The sequence below is a fragment of the Methylobacterium sp. Leaf123 genome, from assembly GCF_001423405.1.
Classification (GTDB): domain Bacteria; phylum Pseudomonadota; class Alphaproteobacteria; order Rhizobiales; family Beijerinckiaceae; genus Methylobacterium.
In genome coordinates this window covers 66,646-81,618 of record NZ_LMNS01000005.1, presented here as the reverse complement: position 1 = coordinate 81,618, position 14,973 = coordinate 66,646, and the positions used below count along the sequence as shown (strand labels likewise).

The window sequence follows — 14,973 nt, the reverse complement described above, 5'->3', positions numbered from 1 at the left end:
AGAAAACTTAACGGTCCGGGTCAAAAAAATCCGAGACGCTTTTCTTCGTCGTTTCGCTCACACTGCGACGATCGGTTTATCGTGGCCGTTCCGTTCGCTAGCACGGAAGCATAGGGACGGACCGGGCAACGGCTCGGCACGCTGCGAGCCCGCGTGACAAGAAACGACGGTGAGAGAAATGCCCTCAGATATCGAGATCGCCCGCGCGGCGACCCTGAAGCCGATCGCCCAGGTCGCCGAAAAGCTCGGCATCCCGGACGAGGCACTTCATAACTACGGCAAGCACATCGCCAAGATCGACCACGGCTTCATCGCCTCGCTGGAGGGCAAGCCCGAGGGCAAGCTGGTTCTCGTCACCGCGATCTCTCCGACGCCGGCGGGCGAGGGCAAGACCACGACCACGGTGGGTCTCGGCGACGCGCTCAACCGCATCGGCAAGAAGGCGGTGATGTGCCTGCGCGAGCCGTCGCTCGGCCCCTGCTTCGGCATGAAGGGCGGCGCGGCGGGCGGCGGCAAGGCGCAGGTCGTGCCGATGGAGCAGATCAACCTGCACTTCACCGGCGATTTCCACGCCATCACCTCGGCGCACTCCCTCGCGGCGGCGCTGATCGACAACCACATCTACTGGGCCAACGAGCTCAACATCGACGTGCGCCGCATCCACTGGCGCCGCGTGGTCGACATGAACGACCGGGCCCTGCGCGCCATCAACCAGTCGCTCGGCGGCGTCGCCAACGGCTTTCCGCGCGAGGACGGGTTCGACATCACCGTCGCCTCCGAAGTGATGGCGGTGTTCTGCCTCGCCAAGGATCTCGCCGATCTCGAAGAACGGCTCGGCCGCATCGTCATCGCCGAGACCCGTGACCGCAAGCCGGTGACGCTGGCGGAGGTGAAGGCCACCGGCGCCATGACGGTGCTCCTGAAGGACGCGCTGCAGCCGAACCTCGTGCAGACGCTGGAAGGCAATCCGGCCCTGATCCACGGTGGCCCGTTCGCCAACATCGCCCATGGCTGCAACTCGGTGATCGCGACCCGCACCGGCCTGCGGCTGGCCGATTACGTCGTGACCGAAGCCGGCTTCGGCGCCGATCTCGGCGCGGAAAAATTCCTCGACATCAAGTGCCGCCAGACCGGCCTCAAGCCGTCCGCGGTGGTGATCGTCGCGACCGTTCGTGCGCTCAAGATGCATGGCGGCGTCAACAAGAAGGATCTCGGGGGCGAGAACCTCGGCGCCCTGGAAAAGGGTTTTGCCAATCTCGAGCGCCACGTGAACAACGTGCGCAGCTTCGGTCTGCCGGTGGTGGTGGGCGTGAACCACTTCTTCCAGGACACCGATTCCGAGCACGCACGGCTCAAGGAACTGTGCCGCGACCGGCTCCAAGTCGAGGCGATCACCTGCAAGCACTGGGCGGAGGGCGGCGCGGGCGCCGAGGCGCTGGCGCAGGCCGTGGTGACGCTCGCCGAGGGCGAGCAGAAGCCGCTGACCTTCGCCTACGAGATCGACACGAAGATCACCGACAAGATCAAGGCGATCGCGACCAAGCTCTACGGCGCGGCCGACATCCAGATCGAGTCGAAGGCCGCCACCAAGCTCGCCGGCTTCGAGAAGGACGGCTATGGCGGGCTGCCGGTCTGCATGGCCAAGACGCAGTACTCGTTCTCGACCGATCCGACCCTGATGGGTGCGCCCTCGGGCCACCTCGTCTCGGTGCGCGACGTGCGTCTCTCGGCGGGCGCCGGCTTCGTCGTGGTGATCTGCGGTGAGATCATGACCATGCCGGGCCTTCCCAAGGTGCCGGCGGCGGACAGCATCCGGCTCGACGCCAACGGTCAGATCGACGGGCTGTTCTAGCCCAATCATGAACCTCCCCCCTGTGCGGGGGAGGGTGGCCCCCGAAGGGGGTCGGGAGAGGGGAACGCCGGCTCCGTCGGGTCGAGGTCGGCCGAAAGGGCAACCGTCGCGTCGCCCCTCTCCCGTCTGCTCCGCAGCCACCCTCTCCCGCAAAGGGGAGAGGGTTTTTGTGCGCTACGCCGCCAGCCCGCGCTTCTTCAGCAACGGCTCGATGCTCGGCAGCCGGCCCCGGAACGCCGTATAGGCCTCGCGGGCGTCGCGCAGGTTGCCCGCGCCGTAGATCATCCGGCGCAGCCGCTGCGCCGTTTCCGGATGGAAGATGTCGCCCGCCTCGCGGAACGCGTCGAAGGCGTCGGCGTCGAGCACCTCCGACCAGAGATAGCTGTAATAGCCGGCGGCATAGCCGTCGCCGGAGAAGATATGCGCGAAATGCGGCGCCCGGTGCCGCGCTGCGATCTCCGCCGGCATGGCGATCCGGCGCAGGGCATCCGCCTCGAACGCGACCACGTCGAGCCCGTCCTCTCCCGCCGCGGAGAGATGCAGCGTCATGTCGACGATGGCCGAGGCCGCATATTCGATGGTTGCGAAACCCTGGTTGAAGTTGGCCGCCGCGAGCAGGCGTTCGAGCAGCGCGTCGGGCATCGGCTCGCCGGTGGTCACGTGGCGGGCATGCGTCCGGAGCACCTCCGGCTGCTGCAGCCAGTGCTCGTAGAGTTGCGAGGGCAGCTCCACGAAGTCGCGCGAGACCGCCGTGCCGGACAGCAGCGGATAGGTCACGTCGGAGAGAAGCCCGTGCAGGGCGTGGCCGAATTCGTGGAACAGCGTGCGAGCGTCATCGAACGAAAGCAGCGTCGGCTCGCCGCGCGGGGCGCGGGCGAAGTTCATCACGTTGACGATGATCGGCCGGATGTCGCCGTTCAGCCGCTCCTGCGAGCGGAAGGCGCTCATCCACGCGCCCGAGCGCTTCGAGGGGCGGGCGAAATAGTCGCCGAGGAACAGGCCGACCTCGGAGCCGTCGGCGTCGCGCACGAGCCAGGTGCGCACGTCCGGGTGATAGCGCGGCACGTCGCGCAGTTCCTCGAAGGCGAGCCCGAACAGCCGGGACGCGGTGTCGAAAGCCGCCCGGATCATGCCTTCCAGCGGCAGGTACGGCTTGATCTCGGACTCGTCGAGGTCGTGCTCGGCCCGCCGCAGTTTTTCGGAGTAGTGGCGCCAATCATGCGCTTCGAGGGCGAAGTCGTGCCCCTCCGCCTGAACCAGGGCCTGGAGCCCTTCGCGTTCCGCCGCCGCGCGCTGGAGCGCAGGCTTCCAGACATTGCGCAGAAGCTCCATTGCCGCGTCGGGCGAGCCCGCCATGGTGTCGTCGAGCTTGAGATGGGCGAAGCTCTCGAAGCCGAGTAGCCGGGCCCGTTCGGCGCGCAGGCGCACGATCTCGGCGATGATGGCGCGGTTGTCGGTCTCACCGCCATTCTCGCCGCGGCGGGTCCAGGCCGCGTAGGCCAAAGCCCGCAGATCGCGGCGGGTCGAGAAGACGAGGAACGGCTCGATCAGCGAGCGCGAGAGGGTGATGACGTGGCTGTGCCCGCCGCCCCGCTCCTCGGCCGCTTCCGCGGCGGCATCGCGCAGGAAGGGGGGCAGGCCGGCGAGATCCGCCTCGCCGTTCAGCGGCAGGATGAAGTCGCGCTCGTCGGCGAGCACGTTCTGGGCGAATTGCGTCCCGAGTTCAGCGAGCCGGATCGCGATCTCGGCGATGCGAGCCTTGGCCTCCGGGGCAAGGCCGGCACCGGCCCGGCGGAACCGGCTGCGGTAGCGGTCGAGCACCCGGCGCTCCTCCACGCCCAACTCTTCCGCCTCGGCATCGACCGCCGAGAGCCGGGCCCAGAGCTGCGGATTGAGGGTGATGGCGCTCGAATGCCGCGCGAGCTGCGGCGCCACCGCCCGCTCGATGGCCTGAAGCTCGGGGCTGGTGTTGCTACCGGTCAGGTTGAAGAACACGTTAGCCACGCGCTCGAGCGCCGCGCCCGCGCGCTCCATCGCTTCGACCGTGTTGGCGAAGCTCGGCGCCGCCTCGTTTCCGGCGATGGCCGCGATCTCGGCCTCATGCGCCTTCAGGGCATGCGCGAAGGCCGGCACGTAATGCTCGGGCCGGATCGCCGCGAAATCCGGCATGCCGAAGGGGGTCGCCCAATCCGACACGTCGAACGGGTTGGCGTCCGCACCGCCACGGCCGGGCTCCGTCCCCTCGGATAGGTCGCGTGCGGTGTCGGCGGTCATGGGCAAAACTTTCGGGGCGCGTCGGACAGTGAAGCGGTGAGCATAGGTTTGTGGGTCGAGCGGCGCAAAGCGACAGCCGCCCGCGCTCGATTCTTTCACGTTTTCGCCGGGCGTGTCCGCCGCGTCCTTGCTGGGAACGGCCGGGCGGCGGATGAGGGGAGAACGGTGCGCGGCCGGGCGAGCGGGACATACACGGCATGAAGCCTTCCACCCTCGCTTGCCTGCTCGCGTGCCTTCTCGCCGCCGGGCTGGCCCTTCCGCCGGGCCCGGCATGGTCCGATCCGGCCAAGCCGCCCCCCGCGACGGTGCCGCTGCCGCCACCCCAGCCGCCCGCGCGCCCGGATGACCTCGTGCCGCCCGCGCCGCAGGTCACACCGCTGCCGCCGGTGCGCCCGCCGGAACTCGGCACCGGCCCGGACAAGGGCGCCGCGGCGAAACCGGACGAGCCGCCCGCGGAGACGAAGACCGCGAACGACACGAAGGACGCGCCCGCCGCCCTGCCGGAGGCGCCGCTGCCGCCCGCTCGGCCGCCGGAGCTGTCGGGCGAGTCGGCGCTCGCCCTCAAGGTCTCGGCGCCCGACGACACCGCCTGCCTGCGCCGGCTGGAGCGGCTCGGCGCGCGCTTCGAGGCGGCGTCGCCGCTCGGCAACGGCCAGTGCAGCGCGCCGCATCCGCTCACCGTCACCGCTCTGGCCGACGGCGTCACGCTGGAGCCGGCGGCCACCCTGAACTGCCGAGCGGCGGAGGCGCTGGCGCGCTGGACGACGGAGGTGCAGGTCGCGGCCCAGAAGGAGTTCGGCGAGAGCCTGAAGAGCCTCGCGCTGGGCGGCACCTATGTCTGCCGCGGGCAGAACCACGACACCGATGCCAAGCTCAGCGAGCACAGCTTCGCCAACGCCATCGACGTGATGGCCTACGGTTTCACCAAGCGCGCGAGCCTGAAGGTGACCGCGGCGCCGGACGGCACGCCGGAGGCGGCCTTCCTGGCCTCGGCGCGGACGGGCGCCTGCACGTTCTTCCGCACGGTGCTGGGGCCGGGCAGCGACGCCGCGCACGGCAACCACCTGCATCTCGACCTGCGCGAGCGCAATGCCGGGCACCGCCTCTGCCAGTAGGCGGTTTCCTCAAGCCGGGCACATGACGAAGCACCATTCGCCGCGGGAACGGTAGCGCTTGGCCATCGCTTCCTCATCGACGTGAGTCGAGGAGCGCGAGCGGGCGATGGGACGGGCGTGGATGCGAGGAGCGCTGGCGGCGCTCGGTGTATGGTCGGCAGCCGCGCAGGCCGCCGAATCCGGGGCGCCCGCGCTGACCCGCGAGGCCATCGAGAACGCGGCGTTCCGCGAGACGCCGGACGAGGCCAAGCCGGACAAGGCGTCGAAGTCGGACAAGTCCGCGAAGAAATCCAAGAAGGACGCCGAGGCGAAAAAGGAGGCGGAGCAGAAGCCCGACCCGCTCCTGGTGAAGGTGCAGGTGCTGCTCGACCGGGCCCGCTTCTCCCCCGGCGCGATCGATGGGCGCGACGGCGAGAACCTGCGCGGCGCGCTCAAAGCCTTCGCCGCGGCGCAAGGGCTGCCCGAGGGCGACCGCCTCACCCGCGAACTCTTCGACCGGCTGCAGGCCACCGGCAAGGATCCGGTCGTGACGCAGTACACGATCACGGAGGAGGATGTGAAAGGCCCCTTCGTCGAGAAGATGCCCCCCAAGATGGAGGAGCAGGCCGAGGTCGGGCCGATGCGCTACACCAACACCCGCGAGATGCTGGCCGAGCGTTTCCACATGCAGCGGGACCTGTTCTCCGCTCTCAACCCGAACGTACCCCTCGACAAGGCCGGCGGCACGCTGATCGTCGCGGCGGTGCCGCCCCTGGGCGAGGGCAAGGTCGAGGGCGCGCCGGTGGCTCCCAAGGTCAACCGCATCGAGGTCGACAAGCGCACGAAGCGGGTGCGCGCCTACGCGGAGGACGGCAAGCTGACGGCGGATTACCCCGCCTCGATCGGCAGTTCGGAGAAGCCGGCGCCGGACGGGACGGCGAAGGTGAAGGGCGTCGCCTTCGATCCCTGGTACACCTACAACCCGAAATACCGCTTCAAGGGCGTGAAGGCGACGAAGAAATTCTCGATCCATCCGGGGCCGAACAACCCCGTCGGCCTCGTCTGGATCGACCTCTCGATTCCCTCCTACGGCATTCACGGTACGCCGGAGCCGGAGAAGGTCGGCAAGACCGAGTCGCACGGCTGCATCCGCCTGACGAACTGGGACGCGCGCGACCTCGCGAGCCATACTCAGAAGGGCGCGAAGGTCGAGTTCCTCGACAAGTAAGGAGCGCGCTTTTCCGCAAAGGTTTCCAGCCCGCGCGGTGGAGCCGAAAGCCGCCTGCTCCATCCGAGGCCGGCCGCGGAGGTGGGGTGCCGGCAGCGAGACCCGAGCGCCGTTTACGGTGCGCGGGCTCGTCACCGTTACCGCTTCGAGCGCAGCGCCAAAAGTTCGTTCGGTGGGCCAACGACCTTTGCCCAGACCGGTACGGCCAAACCCAAGGCAATCATCCCGCGGTTATGAGCCTATTTCAGAAATGATCCGTTTCGATCGTTTCTGTTTTGGCGGTGATAATACCGTGGCACAGTCTCTCCATCGACACCGCGCCGCCCCGATGGAGACCCCGATGAGCAAGCCCTACAACCGCCTCGACCTCGACCAAGCCGTCGTCCTGCTGGTCGATCATCAGGCCGGGCTGATGTCGCTGGTGCGCGATTTCGATCCCGACCGGTTCAAGAACAACGTCCTCGCCGTTGCCGACCTCGCCGCCTACTTCCAGCTCCCGACCATCCTCACCACGAGCTTCGAGGACGGGCCGAACGGCCCGATCATGCCCGAGCTGAAGGCCAAGTTTCCGGATGCGCCCTTCATCGCCCGGCCCGGCCAGATCAATGCCTGGGACAACCCCGATTTCGTCGCCGCCGTGAAGGCGACGGGCCGCAAGCAGCTCATCATCGCCGGCGTCGTCACCGAGGTCTGCGTCGCCTTCGTCGCCCTCTCGGCCATCGCCGAGGGCTACGAGGTGTTCGCCGTCACCGACGCGTCCGGCACCTTCAATCCGGTCGTGCGTGATGGTGCCTGGAACCGGATGTCGGCGGCGGGAGTGCAACTGGTGAACTGGTTCGCGGTCGCATGCGAGCTGCACCGCGACTGGCGCCGGGATGTCGAGGGTTTGGCCACGCTGCTGGGCGACCACATTCCGGACTACCGCAACCTGATGACGAGCTATGCCGCCGTCCAGGGCACCGTCCCGCCGTCGAAGACGGGCGCCTAGCCGGCCCGCTTCTCCGGCTCGAAAGGCCTCGCGCGCCGGTCATCCTTCGGACCGGCGCGGCTCAGTCCCGCCGCCGCAGCCCGCCGATCGCGAGCAGCAGCGCGTCGCCGAGGAAGGCCAGGGACGCGGTCGCCGCCGCGCCCTGGAGCATCGCCGCGATGTTCTGGTTCTGTAGCCCGGCGACGATCGGCGTGCCCAGGGTCGAGGCCCCGGCGAGCGCCCCGACGGCGGTGACGGAGACGGCGAGGATCAGCGCGGTGCGTAGCGTGTCCACGAGGCCCGGCGCGGCGAGCGGCAGTTCGATGTGGATGAGGATCTGCGCCGGCGTCAGGCCGATGGCCTGGGCCGATTCGCGGGCCTCGGCGGTCACGGCGTCGAGCGCGCCGACCGTGCCGCGCAGGGTCGGCATGATCCCGTAGGCGGTCAGGGCCAGCAGGGTCGGCGGCCCGCCGAAGCCGAGCACCGGCAGGGCCAGGGCCACGACGACCACTGGCGGCACCGCCTGCGCGAAGGCCGCGAGCGTGTCGATGCCGGTCCGAAACGCCGCGAACCGCGCCCGCGTGGCGATCAGGCCGAGCCCGATTCCGAGGGCGGCGACCAAGGCGAGCCCGGTCGCGGCCAGGGCGAGGTGGTTCAGCGCCAGTTCGGCCAGGTGGCCGACGGCAAGCGGCCGGCCGCTGGCGCCGATCAGGCCGGCAAAACCCGGATGGCTCGCGGCGGCCAGCGCAAGGCCGAGCGCGAGGGGTCCGAAGGCTGGGGCGATGCGGTTCATCGCGGCCACCATCGGCGCAACGCCGCTTCCAGCCGGCCGAGCGCCCCCTCGGCGGCGAGCGAGAGCGCGATGATGGGCAGGGCGCCGAGCAGGATCAGGTCCGGCGCGAACTGCGCCATGCCGTCGAAGACGAGGGTGCCGAGCCCGCCCGCGCCGACGAGCGCGCCCAGGGTCGCGAGACCGAGCGCCTGGACCGTGGCGACCCGCAGACCGCCGACGAAAGCCGGGGCACCGAGCGGCAGGCGTAGGGTCGTCAGGGTCTGTCCCGACGTCAGCCCGAGGGCACGCGCCGCGTCGAGTTGGTCCGGCCCGGTCGCGCGCCGCGCTGCCTGAAGCCCGCGCCAGAGCGGCAAGAGCAGGTAGGCCGCGATGCCGATGAGGGCCGGCCCGGTGCCGAGCGCCGAGATCCCGTAGCCGCGCAAGGTCGGCGCCGCCGCGAGCAGCGCCGAGAGGACGGCCACGAGGCCGCCGAGCAGGGCGACCGCCGGCACGACCTGCAATCCGCTGACCGTGAGTTCGACCGCGCCGCGCCCGCGCCGCCACAGCGCAAGCCCGGCCGTGAGACCGGCGGCGATCACCAGGGCCCCGAGGGTCAGGACGAGATGATCGCGAATGGCGCCGCCAAGGGCGTCGGATCGCGCGCGCCCCTCCACAACGAGCGAGAGCGCATCGAGGCGCCCGGCGCTCCACAGGCCGCCGATCAGCGCCAGAACGGCGGCCGCCGCCATGAGGCCGCTGCCGGGCAGGCGGGCGCGTCGCGCGGCGAAGCCCAGGGCACAGACGAGCACGATCACGCCGGCCCAGGCGCCGGAGGCGAGACGGGCCCGCGTCGCGAACGGTTGGCCGGCGGTCAGGTCCGCGGCGCCGGCGCCGAGCCCCGCCAACAGGAGAGCGAGGGTGCCAAGGCAGGCGAGCCCAGCGAGGCCGGCGGTCCTCCGCCCCCGGCCGGCCGCGAGGAGGCCGAGTCCCCCGGCAGCGAGGGCAGCGATGGGCCAGAGACTGGTGCCGAGGGCCGTGGAGGCGGCGACGGGCGCACCCGTCACCAGCCGGTTCGGGGCGAGATGCAGCAGGGGCAGCCCGGCGAACACCGCCGGGAGCAGGGCCGCCGCGGCGAGGCCGGCGAGGAGGCGTGCCGTCACGGGCGGCTTGCCGGATCGGCCAGCCACGCTTTCGCCACCGCCTCGGCGGTGCGCCCCTCCACGGTGATCGCCGCATTGAGCCGCCGCAGGGTGGCGGCGTCGAGGCGCGCGAAGATGGGGTCGAGGGCGTCGCGGATCTGCGGATGGGGCGCGAGCGTCGCGGCGCGGATTACGGGGGCGGGTTCGTAGACGATCTGCGCCCCCTTGGGATCGCTCATCACCGTGAGGTCGAGGGCGGCGAGCGCCCCGTCCGTGCCGTAGACCATGCCGGCATTGATTCCGCTGATGCCTTCCGCCGCAGCACGGGCGGTCACCGCCGTGTCGCCGCCCGGCAGGCTGACGATGCGGGAAAGCGGCAGGGTGAAGCCGTAGGCGGCTTCGAAGGAGGGCAGGGCGGCGGGGCTCTCCACGAACTCCGTCGAGGCGGCGAGGCGGATCAGGTCGTCTCGCACGGCGCCCGCGAAATCGGCCATGGTGGCGAGCCCCCGGTCACGGGCGAGACGGCCCTGCACCGCGATCAGCCACGTATTGTTGGCCGGCGCCCGCCCGAGCCATACCAGATCATGCGCGGCGTCGAGCCGCAGGGCGCGGTCATAGGCGGCTGCGCCGGTCTTCCAGGCCGGATCGGTCTCGGTGCCGGAGAAGAAGGCCACGTTGCCGGTATATTCGGGATACAGGTCGATCTCTCCGGCGAGCAGGGCCGAGCGGACGATGAGAGTCGGCCCGAGGCCCAGCCGACGCTCCACGCGCAAGCCAAGATCCTCAAGGACTGAGGAAATCAGGTTTCCCAGCAGCGCGCCCTCGGTGTCGTTCTTCGAGCCGATCACGATCGGACGCGCCGGTTCGGCGCGAGCCCAGATCGGGAGCATCGCCGCCCCCGCCGCAGCGAGGAGGCCGCGCCGACTCACGGTTGAGCGGGGATCGCCGCGTGCCGGGGATGTCGCCCGGTTGCGACAATGGGAGGGAAATGTTTTGCGGAATAACATTGCGCCGATCAGCATAGCACGGGCGGGGCGTTGCGGCGCTTGACACGCCCAGCTTTACGGGCGACGGCTCGCGGTGCCGGGCAGCGTTTTCCGGGTCGCTCATCCGCTCTCGAAGCGTATCGGAGGAGTTTCCTCCGGAACAATCCAGGCGCGACTGACGGACTCAAGAGAGCGTTCCGGATCGGGAACGAATCGATAGGGAAGACGACCCGGCGTGAGTGTGGATTCGAACGAGGATCATCTGTCCGGCGCCCGGGTGCTGGTTGTCGAGGACGAAGCGGCCATCTCGATGCTTCTCGAGGATATGCTGCTCGATTTCGGCTGCGAGATCGTCGGGCCGGCGGCCCGGCTCGCGACCGCCCTGGAGATGGCCCGCAGCGAGAGCTTCACGGTCGCCATCCTCGACGTGAACGTGGCGGGCGAGCCGATCTATCCGGTGGCCGAGGCCATCGCCGAGCGCAACCTGCCCATCGTGTTCTCCACCGGCTATGGCGGCGCGGGCATCCGCGAGCCGTTCCGTGACCGGCCGGTGGTGCAAAAGCCCTTTAGCCAGGCCGATCTCAAGCGCACCCTCGCCGCGGCCATCGCCGCCGCCGCCGAGGGCTGAGAGGGCCGGCCCCTCGCGGCCTGACGCTCATAAACCTTCAATCTCGAACGCGTTCGGCAGATGGCGCGGCCAGCGGCGCGGCGCCACGAACACGGCATCCGCCCGCAGAGTCGCGTCCGCCGGAGGCGGGTGACGCGCAAGCCACGCCCGCGCCGCCCTGGAGAGACGCGCCCGCTTGCGTGCGTCGATGGCGATCGCGGCCGCGTCCAGCGTCGCGCGGGCCTTGACCTCGACGAAGGCGATGGTGCGCCCGCGCCGGACGATCAAGTCGATCTCCCCGCCCGCGGCCGCGAAGCGCCGGGCGAGCGGCCGATAGCCCTTCAGCATCAGCGCCAGCAGCGCCCATCCCTCGGCCGAGAGGCCGCGTCCGTGGGTGGCGCGGCGCCGTGCTTTCGGATCAGGCGGAGGTCTCATCGTCCGCCCGGCGGGCGAGCACCAGGGCGCGGGCATAGACCACGCGCTTGGGCTGGCCGGTCTCGTCGGCCACGAGGGCCGCCGCATCCTTGATCGAGTGGCGGGCGAGCGCCGCCTCGATCCGCGCGTCGAGCCCGGTATCGGCCTCGCGCGGGGCGGCGTCCTCGGGGGCGGTGCCGATGACGACCACCACCTCGCCCTTGGGCGGACCCTCCTGCGCGAAGGCTTCGGCCAGGTCGCCGAGGCTGTCGCGGCGGATCGTCTCGTAGAGCTTGGTCAATTCGCGCGCCACCGCCGCGGGCCGCTCCGGCCCCAGGGTGGCGGCGGCATCCGCCAGCATCTCGGGGAGGCGATGGGGGGATTCGAACACCACCAGCGTGCCGGGAATCGTGGCCAGCGCCTCCAGGCGGTTGCGCCGGGCCCCCGATTTCTGGGGCAGGAAGCCTTCGAAGAAGAACCGGTCGGTCGGCAGGCCGGCAGCGACGATGGCGGTCATCACCGCGGAGGGGCCGGGAATCGGCGTCACCGGGATGCCGGCGGCGATCGCGGCCTGGACCAGCTTGAAGCCGGGGTCCGAGACCAGCGGCGTGCCGGCATCGGAAACCAGCGCCAGGGTCTCGCCGGCCTTCAGCCGCATCACCATCCGCTCGCGCACCGCCTCGTTGGAATGCTCATGGTAGGAGAGAAGCGGCGTCGTGATCCCGTAATGCATCAACAGGGTGCGGGTGACGCGGGTGTCCTCGGCGAGCACCGCGTCCGCGGCGGCGAGCGTCGCCAGGGCGCGGAACGAGACGTCGCGCAGGTTACCGATGGGGGTCGCCACCACGTAGAGACCCGGCGCCAGGGACTCGGCCTCGGCGGCGAGGCCGAAGGCCGTGAAGGTGGCGGGGCTGCGGGGAGCCCCTTCGGGGCGCTTGTCGAGTCGCTGTGTCATCGCCGCGACAATGCCATGCCCGCGCGCCTTTGAAGACCGGGGAAAGGACGGGCCTCACATTTACTTTTCGCAAGCCCCTCCGCATCGTCACCGCGAATTGCGCTCGGACAGGGGGATCGCGATGGCACGACGCGGCGGACGGTGGACGGCCCGCGCGGGTGCCGCGCTTCTGGGCCTCGGGCTCACGATCGGACTCGCGGGCTGCCTCGGCGTTCCGGATGCGCCGCGGCCGGCGGCACGGGTGGTGCCCGAGGCCGAGCCCGGCCCCGCCGTGGCGGCCGGCAACGTCATCGGCGCGGGCAATGTGAAGGTCGCTCTGATCGTCCCGTTGAGCGGGCAGGGGGCGGCGGTCGGCGCAGCCCTGCGGAACGCCGCCGAACTCGCCTACGACGATTTCCAGAAGCCGAACCTCCAGATCCTCGTGAAGGACGACCGCGGCACGCCGGAGGGCGCCCGCGAGGCGACGCAGGCGGCCTTCGCCGAGGGCGCCGAAATGGTGCTCGGCCCGCTCTTCGCCGCCAATGTCCAAGCGGCCGGGGGCGTCGCCCGCGGGGCGGGCAAGCCGGTCATCGCCTTCTCGACCGACGCGGCGGTGGCCGCGCGCGGCGTCTACCTCATCAGCTTCCTGCCGCAATCGGAGGTCGACCGCATCGTCGATGAGGCGAGCGCGGGCGGTCGCCGCTCCTTCGCCGCGCTGATCCCCGAGACGACCTATGGCAATGCCGTCGAGGCCCAGTTCCGCGAGGCGGTGGCCCGGCGTGGCGCCCGCCTCGTCGGCATCGAGCGCTATCCGGCCGGCAATCCCGGCCCGGCGGTCGGCCGGCTGCGCGGCGTGATCGCGGGCAGTGGCGCCCAGGCCGATGCGCTGTTCGTGCCCGATACCGCCGAAGGCCTGATGGCCGTCGCGCCCGCGCTGACGAAGGTCGGGTTCTCGCCAGCACGTGTGCGTCCCCTCGGGCTCGCCCTGTGGAACGACCCGCGGGTGCTGTCGCAGGCGGCCTTCCAGGGCGGCCGCTTCGCCGCGCCCGACACCGCCGGCTTCGATGGCTTTGCCCAGCGCTATCAGACCCGCTTCGGGACGATGCCGCCGCGCACCGCCTCGCTCGGCTACGACGCGGTCTCGCTCACCGCCGCACTGGTGCGCCAATTCGGCTCGCAGCGCTTCGCCGACGCGACGCTGACCAACCCGGCTGGCTTCTCCGGCCTCGACGGCACCTTCCGCTTCCTGCCCGAGGGCGTCAGCGAGCGGACCTTGGCGGTCTACGAGATCCGCAACAACGCGGCGACGATGGTGAGCCCGGCTCCGAAGGTGCTCGGGCCTTCGGGGATTTGACGGATCAGCCCGCCAACTCCGCCACCACGGCGTTGAGCACAGGTGCGCCGCGGGCGGTCGCGGCGATGCGGCCATCGGCACGCCGCGCGATGAGGCCGTCCGTCACCAGCGCGTCGAGGCGCCCGGCATGGAGCGGGCGTCCTTTCAAGGTCGCGTAGCGAGCCGGGTCGATGCCTTCCGTCAGCCGAAGCCCCATCATCAGGAACTCGTCGCCCTGATCCTCGGCGGACAGCGCTTCCGTCTCGACGATGCCGTGGCCGTCGCGCTCGACGCGGGCGAGCCAGCCTTCGGGCGCTTTCTCGGTGAGCGTGCCGGTGCGGCCCTGCGGCAGGACGAGGCGGCCATGGGCGCCGGGGCCGATGCCGGCATATTCGCCGTAGCGCCAGTAGAGCAGGTTGTGACGCGACTGCGCGCCGGGCCGGGCGTGGTTCGAGATCTCGTAGGCCGGCAGGCCCGCGAGCCCGCAGATTTCCTGCGTCACGTCGTAGAGGGCGCGGGAGGCATCGTCGTCGGGCGGCACGAGGCGGCCGGCCTGGGCGAGACCGAAGAACGGCGTGCCGGGCTCGATGGTGAGCTGATAGAGCGAGAGATGCTCGGCGGCGTAATCGATCGCCCGGCGCAGCTCGGCGGCCCAGGCCTCAGGCGTCTGCTCCGGTCGGGCGTAGATCAGGTCGAAGGAAAAGCGCTCGAAATGCGCTGCCGCCGTGCGGACGGCATCGAGCGCTTCCGCCACGCTGTGCAGCCGACCGAGCCGCTTGAGATCGCCGTCATCGAGCGCCTGAACGCCGAGCGAAACACGGTTGACCCCGGCGGCGCGATAACCGCGAAAGCGGGTCGCCTCGACGCTGGTGGGGTTGGCCTCCAGCGTCACCTCCGCATCCGGCGCGACGCTCCAGGCGCCGGCCACCGCATCGAGCAGGCCCGACACCGTCTCCGGCGCCATCAGCGAGGGCGTGCCGCCGCCGAGAAAAATGCTGGTGACCGTCCGCCCCTGTGCCAGCGTTGCGGCGTGCGCGATCTCTCGCCGGAAGGCGGCCAGGAAGCGCGGCTGGTCCACGCCCGCATGGCGGACATGGCTATTGAAGTCGCAATAGGGGCACTTCGCGGCGCAGAACGGCCAGTGCAGGTAGATGCCGAACCCCGCGTCGCGGGTCGGATGGTCGGGCGGGGTCGCGGGGGGCATCGGCCTGTCAAAACTTCCCTGATCCGCGCGACCCTTGGACCCCCATCCACCGTCCTCATCCTGAGGTGCCCGCGTCAGCGGGCCTCGAAGGATCGTCCAGGGACCGCGCGGAAACTGGATGATCCTTCGAGGCCGCTTCGCGGCACCTCAGGATGAGGGCGCGGGTGGG

The 14,973-nt window shown here is 70.7% G+C and carries 13 protein-coding genes; 6 read left to right on the top strand and 7 right to left on the bottom strand.

What is annotated here, in order from left to right:
• Positions 1-178: 178 nt before the first annotated feature.
• Positions 179-1,852 carry a formate--tetrahydrofolate ligase gene (locus tag ASF53_RS06645; protein WP_056195790.1) on the top strand — a complete coding sequence of 558 codons (1,674 nt, stop codon included), beginning with the start codon at positions 179-181 and terminating at the stop codon, positions 1,850-1,852.
• Positions 1,853-2,026: 174 nt separating this feature from the next.
• Here the strand turns inward: ASF53_RS06645 and ASF53_RS06640 are convergent, their stop codons facing one another.
• Positions 2,027-4,126: a M3 family metallopeptidase gene (locus tag ASF53_RS06640; RefSeq protein WP_056195786.1), complete on the bottom strand. Its 2,100-nt coding sequence runs from the start codon at positions 4,124-4,126 to the stop codon at positions 2,027-2,029.
• A 197-nt stretch (positions 4,127-4,323) separates the two neighbouring features.
• Here ASF53_RS06640 and ASF53_RS06635 point away from each other — a divergent pair, with 197 nt between their 5' ends.
• The 3 genes from ASF53_RS06635 (at position 4,324) to ycaC (ending at position 7,436) form a co-directional block, all read left to right on the top strand.
• A complete protein-coding gene (locus tag ASF53_RS06635; protein ID WP_056195781.1) occupies positions 4,324-5,241 on the top strand; it encodes an extensin-like domain-containing protein in 918 nt (305 codons plus the stop codon).
• 106 nt (positions 5,242-5,347) lie between these two features.
• Positions 5,348-6,448 (top strand): L,D-transpeptidase family protein, encoded by a 1,101-nt coding sequence (locus ASF53_RS06630; RefSeq protein WP_056195778.1) that lies wholly within the window; start codon positions 5,348-5,350, stop codon positions 6,446-6,448.
• Positions 6,449-6,788: 340 nt separating this feature from the next.
• Entirely contained in the window at positions 6,789-7,436 is a 648-nt protein-coding gene (ycaC, locus tag ASF53_RS06625; protein WP_056195775.1) for an isochorismate family cysteine hydrolase YcaC, read from the top strand.
• Positions 7,437-7,497: 61 nt separating this feature from the next.
• Here ycaC and ASF53_RS06620 read toward each other — a convergent pair whose 3' ends face one another.
• The 3 genes from ASF53_RS06620 to ASF53_RS06610 are packed head-to-tail and all read right to left on the bottom strand — an operon-like array spanning position 7,498 to position 10,255.
• Positions 7,498-8,208, bottom strand: a complete 711-nt coding sequence (locus ASF53_RS06620; protein WP_056196023.1) for an ABC transporter permease — start codon at positions 8,206-8,208, stop codon at positions 7,498-7,500.
• On the bottom strand, positions 8,205-9,347 hold the full coding sequence (locus ASF53_RS06615; RefSeq protein ID WP_056196019.1) for an ABC transporter permease: 1,143 nt from the start codon (positions 9,345-9,347) through the stop codon (positions 8,205-8,207). Before ASF53_RS06615 ends, ASF53_RS06620 begins: the two co-directional genes overlap by 4 nt.
• Complete coding sequence (locus tag ASF53_RS06610; protein ID WP_056195770.1) at positions 9,344-10,255, bottom strand: ABC transporter substrate-binding protein; 912 nt, start codon at positions 10,253-10,255, stop codon at positions 9,344-9,346. The genes ASF53_RS06615 and ASF53_RS06610 overlap by 4 nt, the downstream gene beginning before the upstream one ends.
• Before the next feature lie 292 nt (positions 10,256-10,547).
• Between ASF53_RS06610 and ASF53_RS06605 the strand changes: the two genes are divergently transcribed.
• Positions 10,548-10,940, top strand: coding sequence for a response regulator (locus ASF53_RS06605; RefSeq protein ID WP_056195767.1), 393 nt, complete (start codon positions 10,548-10,550; stop codon positions 10,938-10,940).
• A 27-nt stretch (positions 10,941-10,967) separates the two neighbouring features.
• On the opposite strand, the gene ASF53_RS06600 is transcribed toward ASF53_RS06605, so the two are convergent.
• Together ASF53_RS06600 and rsmI are read right to left on the bottom strand one after the other, a co-directional pair.
• Entirely contained in the window at positions 10,968-11,354 is a 387-nt protein-coding gene (locus ASF53_RS06600) for a YraN family protein (RefSeq protein ID WP_056196016.1), read from the bottom strand.
• Positions 11,338-12,288: a 16S rRNA (cytidine(1402)-2'-O)-methyltransferase gene (rsmI, locus tag ASF53_RS06595; protein ID WP_056195763.1), complete on the bottom strand. Its 951-nt coding sequence runs from the start codon at positions 12,286-12,288 to the stop codon at positions 11,338-11,340. Before rsmI ends, ASF53_RS06600 begins: the two co-directional genes overlap by 17 nt.
• 121 nt (positions 12,289-12,409) lie before the next feature.
• Here rsmI and ASF53_RS06590 point away from each other — a divergent pair, with 121 nt between their 5' ends.
• On the top strand, positions 12,410-13,621 hold the full coding sequence (locus ASF53_RS06590) for a penicillin-binding protein activator (protein WP_056195759.1): 1,212 nt from the start codon (positions 12,410-12,412) through the stop codon (positions 13,619-13,621).
• A 4-nt stretch (positions 13,622-13,625) separates the two neighbouring features.
• On the opposite strand, the gene hemW is transcribed toward ASF53_RS06590, so the two are convergent.
• Complete coding sequence (hemW, locus tag ASF53_RS06585; RefSeq protein WP_056195755.1) at positions 13,626-14,804, bottom strand: radical SAM family heme chaperone HemW; 1,179 nt, start codon at positions 14,802-14,804, stop codon at positions 13,626-13,628.
• Between the last annotated feature and the right edge of the window lie 169 nt (positions 14,805-14,973).